Below are 10,943 nucleotides of genomic sequence, written 5' to 3'. Positions count from 1 at the left end.
AGAATTTCATCTATTTCATCTACGGTAAGACGGCCGTAAACATCGTCATTTATAGTCATAACCGGTGCAAGACCGCATGCACCTATACAGCGGCATGCTTCGAGAGAGAACTTGCCGTCAGGAGTACATTCTCCGCCTGATATTCCAAGCTTTTCCTGAAGCTTGTTGAATATATCACCTGAACCCTTTACATAGCAGGCAGTACCAAGACAGACTGAAATTTTATATTTGCCCTTCGGAAAAAGTGAAAACTGAGAATAGAATGTTGCAACTCCATAAATTTTTTCCAGGGGAATATTCATCTCATCTGAAATAATGGTCTGAACTTCGATAGGAAGATATCCGTAGATTTCCTGTGCTTTCTGAAGAACAGGCATCAGAGCACCCTTGTCATCTTTTTTTTCAGCAATCACTTTAAGCAGTTCAGCTTTTTGCTCAGCAGTACCGTTAAAAGCAACCGTATTTTTAGTTTTGCTCATTATTGAACCTCCTTGAAATTTTAAAAGATAACATTAAAAATTATAACATTATACTTTGCATATAATTATACCATATTTTCCTTTTAAAATCCATTCAACAAATAACCAATGAAAGTACTATCTATTTGTCAATAGTTAACAAATTTGATAAAAATTTCACAATTAATGTTATTATTTGTAAAAATCTGATAAGAATTTGCAAATTAAAAAAAATATGGTATAATTATATAAAAATAATCTGCAAAATACCGTTTTGATGGAGAATAAAATGAATAATATAAAATTAGATTATATTGTAAAGAATAATGATTTTGCAAATATGGGTGCTGTATCAGGAGATGTTCAGGATAAGCTTAAGGAAATGGGCTATTCTTCTGAGATAGTAAGAAAAGTTTCTACAGCCTTGTATCAGGGTGAAATCAACATGCTGATTCATGCCGGAGGCGGAAACATAACTATTGACATAAATGATGAATATATTATGATGGTACTTAAGGACAATGGTCCAGGTATAGATGATATAGAGCAGGCGATGACTGAAGGATATTCTACTGCTGATGAGCATGCCAGATCTCTGGGTTTCGGAGAGGGAACGGGTTTTTCAAGTATGAAAAAGTATAGCGATGATATGCAGATATATTCTGCACCCGGAGAGGGAACTACTGTGATAATGCGTGTTGATTTGAAGTGAAGCTTGCGGATCTGACTGAAAAGTGTAAATTTAAAGTATGCTGTATGACCGATGACAGCAGGTGTGTCAGTAAAATATTATGCACGGATATTCACAGCTATGCTCTGGGAAAGCTGAATGAAAATGATGTATGGATTACAGTTTCAGCCCATATTAACACCCTTGCAGTTGCAAAGCGCAGAAACATTTCCTGTGTCATACTTGTCGACGGAATAAAGCCGGATGATGATTTTATAAGGCTTGCAGAGGAAAATAACGTTTCAGTACTTTTAAGTGCTGAGCCTGTATATGAAACAGTTCTGGTTATAGAAAATATTATGAGAAAGCAGTATGAGATACAATAACCTTTTATCATTTTAAATTTTTAATATATTTCATATAAAACTTTTTAAATATATTTAATTGCTGATATATTGTTTCTGCTGTTTTCAGTCCGAGATTAATTATTTTTTCAGTTTCTGAATTTTCAGGATTTTCAGCACTTAGCTTTGCTTTCAGTGCCGTATAAGTTGCATTTACAAATTCATTGTCATGGAAAATATTCTCTGTATTTTTCTCAGCATATTCAGCAAATTCGAGATATTGCATATTGTTGTTTTCAATTTTTATAAATGAAAGCAGTAAAATAATATAATTATATGCATAAATTGCTTTTTCTTTATTTGAACCATTTTTAAAACTGTTAATACGTTTTTTTGTTTTATAAATATGATTTACAATAATATATCCTGTGATTAGTGCAGCAACAAGAACTGCCAGAGCTGTCAGCATAATTTCTGTCCGGAATTCTGATTTGTCTTTGCCGGTACTGGTTTTATTGTTTCCGGATGAAATTAATGTCTGAGCATCTGTGGAAATTACTGATGTTTTATGTTCGGAACTGCCTGTATTTGATTTCGGACTTTGTGGGGAAGCTTGAGAACCTGAAATATGCGGCAGTGTTGGGAGTGTGATTTTTGCGGTATTGTTATTTGTGCTGTTATTGTATTCCGGATTCAGTGCCGCTGCTGCTGACGGAGTAAATTCATATGGAATCCAACCCAGACCGTCAATATAAATTTCTGCCCAGGCGTGTGCTCTTTCATCTTTTATTTCAATTTTATAGCTACCGTCCTCCTGCTGATTTTCATCGCTGAAATCATCTTTCAGCATTACATAACCTTCAGCATATCTGGCTGGAATCCCAGCCATTCGTGCCAGAATTATTCCGGATGTTGCAAAATGAACGCAGTATCCTTTGTGATTTTCATTGAGAAAATAGCTTACAAAATCTTCTGAATCTGGTGTTTTTCCGGGACGCAAAGTATATTCAGCATTTTCTGATAAAATGTTTTTTATAGAATCAAGCTTTGAATAAGTATCCTCATATGGTATATTGCTGTTTTTAATAAATTTTTCGTATAGATTATCCATATCATCGGTATCCGGAACTTTACAGTAATTTTCATGGACAAAATCTGTATAGGTTTTATTTGTATCTTCATTATGATAGTTATTTAAAAAATCTTCAAGATTGTCTGAACCTATTTGTTTTGACCCTATTTTAAAAGAGTATTCACTGAAGCTGTCAAGTTTTATAATGGTATCATTAATATATGTTATTTCTCCGTCTGGAACTGAAGAATAAGGAGTATAGTTATATTTTTCATTTTTGAATTTTGATTTTATTTTTATATTACTGAGATCTGTTATATAATTATTCATCATATAATCAGTCAGCATATCCTGTGGAAAGCTTTTGCTTTCATAGAATTCCGAAAACATACTGTCATATTTATTATAGAGCTCGTCAGGAAAATCAGCCCAGCTGTTGTTACTGTACTGTGCACCCACATATCCTTTCAGATATATATTTTCTTCCAAAACTGAATCGGCAAAGACTGTTAAATCAGTTGTTCTGTTAAATGTTACTGAATTCAGATTGCCCAGTTTATGATTATACATTTTATAATTTCCTATGCCGAATGATTCCGAAAATCGTTCAAGACTTTCTCCCAGATCCTCAAAAGTAAATTCGCTTGCCGCGGTTTTCATATTTGTTCTGATCTGGTTTGTTTTTTCTGAGCGATTATATCCGGATATTTTTATTGCTGCTGCAGAAATTGAAAAAATAATGCAGCAGATTACTATGATGTAAAGGGATGAAAGTCCGGAAATACGGAATTTAATTCCCGGTTTGGCAATGAAGTTGTTATACTTTCTGAAGAATCCGGATGCTTTTTTATCAGATTCGTTATTATATCCGGAAAACTGGATTACCAGAAGACTAGTCCAGAAAATGATCATCATAAAAGATGGAATAATATCCGGACATTTTCCGTAATACAGACCGATTTCAATAAAAGGAAATGTGCATAAAAATCCCATAAAAAAGTTCGGGTGAATAAAAGTAAAATAGCATATTAGAAAGGTAAGTATGAAAATAGAAAAGTATAAAAATAACTGGGCATCATCAATATTTGTTTCCTTAAGACGGAAATAATCTCTTTTTTCCGGATATATTTCCGAATAAGTCATATTAAATATAATTTTAAATCCTAGTATGAACTGATTCCATTTTCTGTAAAGAAGAACAGTATATGCTATTATGGCAGGAATCAATATGATTTGAATTTTTTTAGGAAGCATAAATATAATTGTCAGGATGGCAAAAATTACTATAATGCATAATCTGACTGATGCTGTTTGATGTATATTAAACATTGACAGATATGAAGATACAGTTCCCCATATACCTAAAAATGCAATAATAATCAATGGGATAATATTTATTATTTTTCTTGTTTTTGGCACTGACAGATGCATACTGTCAATAATCCTTATCCCATTATATGAATTGTTTTGCTCCATACAAATCTCCATTTTAATGCTAATGCATAAGAAAACTTCTGTTTCACATTAACAAAATTTTTTCTATATTTTCAGTAAGCTTTCCGGGTGGGATTTCCGAAATCCTTACAAGTTCTGAACTGCTGAATCTGCTTTGATTTAAAGAATCATTAACAAGTATCGCAGAGATTTCTGTATCATCCAAGCCGGAAATTATATTTTCCGGCAGACTGTTTCCTATACAGATAAAAAATACTTTTGATTTTCCGTCAATGATCTGTTCTGCGTTTTTGAATATACTTTCTTCTGAATCTGATGAAACATTATCAAGTATATACAAAAAAGAATCTGTGAGAGAATCAATATCTGATATTTCTATACATTTAAGCTGATCTGCATTCCAGCATTGAATATATAATTCAAAAGGAACTTCTCCGTTTATAAAAAACATCGAAACGGAGTACAAAGCGTCTAAAACTGTATCTATGGAATAAACATCAGCTTCTCCTTTTTGGGACGAAATATCTGCCGCTACAGCTACGGACGAGTTTATTCCCTGACTGTAATGCCTGGTAATAAGCTTATTTTGCCTTGAACTGAGATTCCAGTGGATACGGCTTATTTTGTCACCGGCAGCATAGTCTTTAAGGTCGAAAACTTCTGATGGATCATCTCCGGATTTATGCTTTGAAAAAATATTGCTGTCATCAGAATTTATAGTTCTCTCATCACTGCATGAAAGTGAAATTTTACAGTCCGGAAGAATATAAATTTTTGTTTCAGCATGCGGTTTGATGCTGCATGAAAATAATTTTATATAATCGTATATTTTTACAGACTTTATTTTTATTTCTAATATACCACAGTAATCAGAGGAAAGATAAAAGCTTAATGTTTCTTTAGTAAGCGAATGAATAGGGACAGAAACAGTCATTTCATTTTTTATATCTGAAAATTTATTTTTATATTCAATTTTTATCAGACTGTTTGAAAATGGGAAAATAGTTTTATTTTCAGCATTAATTTTAATACAGCATTTTCCCTTTTTTACAGCAACAGCAGAAACCGTTGATATGCTGAATTTTATCCGGAATTTTGCAATAAGCATTGTTATTCCAAGAACAATCGGAAAAGCCAGAATAAAAATCATAAGATAAAGAGAAAAATCTCCTATATAAAGAATATAAAACAAAACAGATATTATTATTAAAATCAAATATAATATTTTTGTAATAATCATAACATATATCCTATACTGATATTTTTGGTACCGGAACGCTTTTGAGAATTTCTGTTAAAACATTTCCGGCAGATAAATTGCTGAGTCTGGCTTTATGATTTAAAATAATTCTGTGTTCAGCAACATTTCTGAAAACGCATGCCACATCGTCCGGGATAACATATCCTCGTCCGGACATGACAGCGCATGCCTTTGCCATTGCGCAAAGACTTAAAGTACCTCTTGGACTTAATCCGAGTTTTATCATAGGGTGTTTTCTTGTAGCGTCAGCCAGATGAACGATATAAGAGTATATTGCATCGTCGGCATGAATGTTTTCTGCTATTTTCTGCAAAAGAATAATATCATTTGCATTTGATACCTGACGGATCTTTGTCAGACCGTCAGAGCTTTTATTTTTAAGAATTTCTATTTCATTTTTTGGATCAGGATAACCCATACTGAGCCTTATGGTAAATCTGTCCAGCTGAGATTCCGGAAGCATCTGTGTTCCCACCGAACCAATAGGATTCTGCGTTGCAATTACAATGTATGGTTTGGGCAGTTCATAGCTTTTGCCGTCTATGGAAATACGTTTTTCCTCCATTACTTCAAGCAGTGCAGACTGTGTTTTACTTGAGGTTCTGTTAATTTCGTCAGCGAGAAAAAGACTGCATACTGCGGCACCGGGTTTGTATTCAAATGTTCCGCTGTTCTGATTGTAAACAGAAAAACCAAGGATATCGGTCGGAAGTACATCCGGCGTAAACTGCATACGTTTATATTCCAGAGAAAATACTTTTGAAAATGCAAGAGCCATTGTTGTTTTGCCTACACCGGGCATATCTTCAATGAGTATATGACCTCCTGCAATAATTGTCATAAGAACTCTGGCAGTAATATCTTCCTTGCCGATAACTGCCTTGTTTACTTCACTGAGAATTTCGCTTATTTTATTGACTGCTGCTGACAAATTGCTGTTGCTGTACATATTTGTTCGTCCTTTCTTTACATCTTTTATCATTATACCATTATTTATTGTTAAATTCAATAATTTTTAAACTCATCAAACATAATTTTTATGTACGGTTTTTATTGGAATTTTAAGTGAAAAAAATGAATTTTAATTTCAAAAGGAATGAAAAAAATATTTGAATTTACACAATTTTTATAATTTGTGCCAAAAATCTTAAAGTACATTGACAAATTATTAAAAAATGGATATACTAATATTGAAAATCAGTTTATTTATATTGATATCAATGAGATATCTGAGAGGCGGTAAAAATTGAATATTTGGCATAGTATCAGTCCAAAAAGAATAAGTGCTGAGGATTTTGTTGCTGTTATCGAAATTCCAAAGGGCAGCAAAATCAAATATGAGCTGGATAAGGAAACAGGACTTATAAAGCTTGACAGAATATTATATACGTCAACTCATTATCCTGCAAATTATGGTCTGATTCCCAGAACATATGCAGATGACGGAGATCCTCTTGATGTTTTGGTTATATGTTCTGAAACGCTGTACCCTATGACTCTTGTCAGATGTTATCCTATCGGCGTTATAAGAATGATCGACAGCGGCAGGCATGATGATAAAATCATAGCTATTCCTTTTGATGATCCGAATTATAACACATATAAGGATATTGAGGAAGTTCCAAAGCATATATTTGATGAGATGATACACTTCTTCAAAGTATATAAGGAACTTGAAAATAAAACTACTGCTGTTGATGAAATAGAAAATGCCGAAAGCGCAAAAACTATTATTACAAATGATATTGAACATTATGTAAATAAGTTCTGTAAATAATAACAGGAAGGGAAAATTAAAATGACAGTGAAAGCTAGTGAAGTATTATTCAATTCAGACGCAAGCGTAGCTCCTCTGGGACTGATAGCTCTCAGAGGTGCTACAGAGCTGGGAAACCAGATTGACAGGTATCTTGTGGAGTGGGCAAAAAAAGGCGGATACAATGTGGAGACTCTTCTGATAAAAAATCAGTGTCCGAGATTTGCATCCGGAGACGGAAAGGGTCTTATTGAATCTACAGTAAGAGGCAAGGATATTTTTATTATTGTTGATGTGGGAAATTACAGCTGTACATACAAAATGTTCGGCAGAGAAAATTATATGTCCCCGGATGATCACTATCAGGATCTGAAAAGAATTATTCAGGCAATTTCAGGCAAAGCACACAGAATCAATGTTATTATGCCTATCCTTTACGGCGGACGTCAGCACAAGAGAAGCTACCGTGAATCACTTGACTGTGCATGTGCTCTTCAGGAGCTTCAGTCAATGGGTGTTGCAAATATCGTAACCTTTGATGCACATGATCCCAGGGTTCATAATGCAATTCCGCTTATGGGCTTTGACAATGTTATTCCGTCATACCAGGTTCTGAAAGCTTTATTTAAAAATGTTGACGATCTTGTTATCAATAAGGATGAGTTCATGGTTGTAAGCCCTGATGAAGGTGCTCTTAACAGAAATATGTACTATGCGTCAGTACTGGGCGTTGATATGGGTATGTTCTATAAAAGACGTGATTATTCAAAAATTATTGATGGACGCAATCCTATTGTAGCTCATGAATATCTTGGAAATTCAGTTGAGGGCAAGGATGTTTTTGTAGCTGATGATATTATTTCATCAGGCGAGTCTGTACTCGATATAGCTTATGCTTTGAAAAAGAAAAAAGCAAGAAGATTTTTCGCTTACTGTACTTATGCACTTTTTACCAACGGACTTGAAAAGTTTGATAAGGCTTATGAAGAGGGCTGTATTTCAGGAGTATTCGGTACAAATCTTACTTACAGAACTCCGGAGCTTTTACAAAGACCATGGTTCCATGAAGTTGATGTTTCAAAATATATTGCATATTTTATCGCTTCAATTAATCATGATGTTTCGATCAGTACAGTTATTGATCCTCATGAAAAAATAAAAACACTGCTTGCAAAGCAGAAATAATTTAAAGCCTCTGCTGAAAACAGAGGCTTTTTATATTCTATTTTTTATTGAATATTTTGCATTCAAAGTTTGTATCATCAGTCTGAAATACTTTACCATTTAAATAATCCAGTATTCCGGGAGATTTGAAATCAAATTCCAGACGGTATGCACACAGCTGCTGGCGGAATATGCCAGCACGCTTATTTGCCGGAACATTGCCGTATTTTCCATCCCCGAGGACAGGTGTACCCAGAAACGACATGTGAGCACGTATCTGATGAGTTCTGCCGGTAATAAGATTTATTTTTACAAGTGAAAAATTGTTTCTTGAGTCCAGAATATCATATTCAGTTATAATTTTTTTGTATCCGCTTTCAGGACGGTCTGTTATATCCACAAGATTATGCTGGCCTTTTTTCAGATATGCAGTTTCAACAGAGTGCTTTTTGGGAGGTGTTCCACAGCATATACAAAGATAAGTTTTTCTGATTTCACGATTTCTGATTCGTTCGTTTATTTCTCTTAATGCGGCAGCGTTTTTTGCAGCAATGACAAGTCCCGAAGTGTTTCTGTCAAGCCTGTTGCAGACTGCCGGTGAAAAAGTACTTTCTTCTGCGGGATTATATTCTCCCTTATGAAAAAGATACGCTTTTATTATGTCAATTAAAGTATCCTTTCCGTTTGCTGAGCCTTGGTGAACATCAACACCCGGAGATTTGTTTACAATAATTATATTTTCATCTTCGTATATAATTTCAGGTATTATTTTAGGCTCTTTAAATTTCTGAGTTTGCAGTACTGAAAAAAATTCATCATTTATATAAAGACTTATGATATCTCCTTCCGAAAGCATTTGCGAAATCTCACATCTTTTTCCGTTTACTTTAATGCGTTTAAGACGTATATATTTGTAAAGCAGGGATTTGGGCAGTTTGGGAACAGCCTTGGACAAAAATTTATCCGTACGCTGACCGCTGTCATTTTTATTTATAATAAACTCTTTCATGAAAATATCTCCGTATTAAGCTTAATAACAAATTAATTTTATCATATTATTTTTCTTTTTTCAACCGCATTATAAAAGTTAATTATATATTTTTTAAAAAAGCCTTTTATTTTTTGTAAAAAAGGATTATAATATATAGAGTAAAAACGGACAGTAAAATATTCGGAGGAAGTATGGCGGAAAATATTCATAAAGGACACAGAGAAAGAGTAAGACAAAAATTTATAAAAAATGGTTTTACCGGTTTTTTAGATCATGAAAAGCTTGAACTTCTGCTTTTTTATTCCCGACCCAGAGTGGATACAAATGAAATTGCTCACAGACTTATAGATCAGTTTAAAACAATAACCGGAGTTTTTGATGCTGATATAGAGTCTCTGAAAGAAATTGAAGGAGTTGACAATTCAACAGCTATTTTGCTTAAACTGATTCCGGAGCTTGCAAAGGAATATTTGAAACCACAAAGAGAAAACCTTTCTATGGGCAGCTTTAAGGGAGTGTGCGAATATTTTAAAAGTCAGTTTCTCGGAGAAAAGAATGAGAAAATACGTATAGCCTGTATTAACGATAAGCTGAAGCTTGTTGACTGTACCGTAATTGCTGAGGGTACTCCGGGAAGCGTTAGCCTGAATATAAGAAAAATAGTTGAATTTACATATAAAAATAAATGTGAAAGCATTATTATGGCTCATAATCATCCTAACGGTGATTTAATTCCGTCAGATGAAGATATCAAGGCTACATCAGATATTTTCAATACTCTGAAACCAGTTGGAATAATGCTTCTTGATCATATAATTGTTGCCGGAGGACAGGCTATATCCCTGAAAGAATCCGGGGCATTTACGCTTTTGAAATAAAGGAGAAGTCATGAAAGAACGTAAATTTGAACTGGTTACAAATTATAAGCCGTCCGGCGATCAGCCGCAGGCTATAGAAAAGCTGACAGAGGGAATCAACAAGGGATATAAGGAACAGACTCTTCTCGGAGTTACTGGTTCCGGAAAAACATTTACAATGGCAAATATTATTGCAAATATCAATAAACCCACACTTGTACTTGCGCATAATAAAATTCTTGCGGCTCAGCTGTGCTCTGAATTCAAGGAATTTTTCCCAAATAATGCAGTTGAGTATTTCGTATCTTATTATGATTATTATCAGCCGGAAGCATATATCCCAGGAACAGATACTTATATCGAAAAAGATTCATCGGTAAATGATGAAATTGATAAAATGCGTCATTCTGCGACAACAGCTCTGTCAGAACGAAACGATGTAATTATAGTTTCAAGCGTATCCTGTATTTATTCCCTTGGAAGTCCTGAGGATTATCGTTCAATGGTTGTTTCAATACGTCAGGGAATGGAAAAATCAAGAGATCAGCTTTTAAGTGAGCTTGTTGCAATACAGTATGAAAGAAATGATGTTAATTTTGTCAGAAATAAGTTCAGGGTCAGGGGAGATGTAGTGGAAATATTTCCTGCGGCTTCAAATGAAAAGGCAATCAGAGTAGAATTTTTCGGGGATGAAATTGACAGGATTACTGAAATTAACGTTCTTACTGGGGAAGTTCTGTCAGTATTGCAGCATGCGGCTATTTTTCCTGCAAGCCATTATATTGTAAGCGGTGCAAAAATGCAGGATGCCATTAAAGAAATCGACAGAGAGCTTGCGGAGCGAATAGAATATTTTAAGTCGGAAAACAAGCTTCTTGAAGCTCAGAGGATTGCTCAGAGAACTCATTATGATAT

The 10,943-nt window shown here is 34.2% G+C and carries 11 protein-coding genes; 6 read left to right on the top strand and 5 right to left on the bottom strand.

Features of this window, described 5'->3' with window-relative positions; translation table 11 throughout:
• Positions 1–479: NADH-quinone oxidoreductase subunit NuoE family protein (locus ACI4WO_RS04960; protein WP_439806455.1), on the bottom strand; the 479-nt coding region annotated here is incomplete at its 3' end.
• A gap of 268 nt (positions 480–747) precedes the next feature.
• On the opposite strand from ACI4WO_RS04960, the gene ACI4WO_RS04955 reads away from it, so the two are divergent.
• A complete protein-coding gene (locus ACI4WO_RS04955; protein ID WP_439806454.1) occupies positions 748–1,170 on the top strand; it encodes an ATP-binding protein in 423 nt (140 codons plus the stop codon).
• The gene (locus tag ACI4WO_RS04950; protein ID WP_439806453.1) at positions 1,167–1,514 is read left to right on the top strand and encodes a DRTGG domain-containing protein; all 348 of its coding nucleotides are present in this window, start codon (positions 1,167–1,169) and stop codon (positions 1,512–1,514) included. Before ACI4WO_RS04955 ends, ACI4WO_RS04950 begins: the two co-directional genes overlap by 4 nt.
• A 7-nt stretch (positions 1,515–1,521) precedes the next feature.
• Here ACI4WO_RS04950 and ACI4WO_RS04945 read toward each other — a convergent pair whose 3' ends face one another.
• Genes ACI4WO_RS04945 through ACI4WO_RS04935 form a run of 3 tightly spaced genes read right to left on the bottom strand, consistent with a single transcriptional unit; the run spans position 1,522 to position 6,209 of the window.
• The gene (locus tag ACI4WO_RS04945) at positions 1,522–4,020 is read right to left on the bottom strand and encodes a transglutaminase-like domain-containing protein (protein WP_439806452.1); all 2,499 of its coding nucleotides are present in this window, start codon (positions 4,018–4,020) and stop codon (positions 1,522–1,524) included.
• 43 nt (positions 4,021–4,063) lie between these two features.
• Positions 4,064–5,239, bottom strand: coding sequence for a DUF58 domain-containing protein (locus tag ACI4WO_RS04940; protein WP_439806451.1), 1,176 nt, complete (start codon positions 5,237–5,239; stop codon positions 4,064–4,066).
• Positions 5,240–5,249: 10 nt separating this feature from the next.
• Positions 5,250–6,209, bottom strand: a complete 960-nt coding sequence (locus tag ACI4WO_RS04935; RefSeq protein WP_439806450.1) for an AAA family ATPase — start codon at positions 6,207–6,209, stop codon at positions 5,250–5,252.
• A 297-nt stretch (positions 6,210–6,506) separates the two neighbouring features.
• Here ACI4WO_RS04935 and ACI4WO_RS04930 point away from each other — a divergent pair, with 297 nt between their 5' ends.
• Both ACI4WO_RS04930 and ACI4WO_RS04925 read left to right on the top strand, forming a co-directional pair.
• Positions 6,507–7,037, top strand: coding sequence for an inorganic diphosphatase (locus tag ACI4WO_RS04930; protein WP_439806449.1), 531 nt, complete (start codon positions 6,507–6,509; stop codon positions 7,035–7,037).
• 21 nt (positions 7,038–7,058) lie between these two features.
• Positions 7,059–8,201: a ribose-phosphate pyrophosphokinase gene (locus ACI4WO_RS04925; RefSeq protein WP_439806448.1), complete on the top strand. Its 1,143-nt coding sequence runs from the start codon at positions 7,059–7,061 to the stop codon at positions 8,199–8,201.
• A gap of 37 nt (positions 8,202–8,238) precedes the next feature.
• Here the strand turns inward: ACI4WO_RS04925 and ACI4WO_RS04920 are convergent, their stop codons facing one another.
• Positions 8,239–9,189, bottom strand: a complete 951-nt coding sequence (locus ACI4WO_RS04920) for an RluA family pseudouridine synthase (RefSeq protein ID WP_439806447.1) — start codon at positions 9,187–9,189, stop codon at positions 8,239–8,241.
• A gap of 173 nt (positions 9,190–9,362) precedes the next feature.
• Between ACI4WO_RS04920 and ACI4WO_RS04915 the strand changes: the two genes are divergently transcribed.
• Together ACI4WO_RS04915 and ACI4WO_RS04910 are read left to right on the top strand one after the other, a co-directional pair.
• Entirely contained in the window at positions 9,363–10,049 is a 687-nt protein-coding gene (locus ACI4WO_RS04915; protein WP_439806446.1) for a JAB domain-containing protein, read from the top strand.
• Between the two features lie 10 nt (positions 10,050–10,059).
• Positions 10,060–10,943: DEAD/DEAH box helicase family protein (locus ACI4WO_RS04910; RefSeq protein ID WP_439806445.1), on the top strand; the 884-nt coding region annotated here is incomplete at its 3' end.

Origin of the sequence: Porcipelethomonas sp., assembly GCF_051893655.1 — a bacterium.
Lineage (GTDB): Bacteria > Bacillota > Clostridia > Oscillospirales > Ruminococcaceae > Porcipelethomonas.
This window is presented reverse-complemented; position numbering and strand designations above follow the sequence as displayed.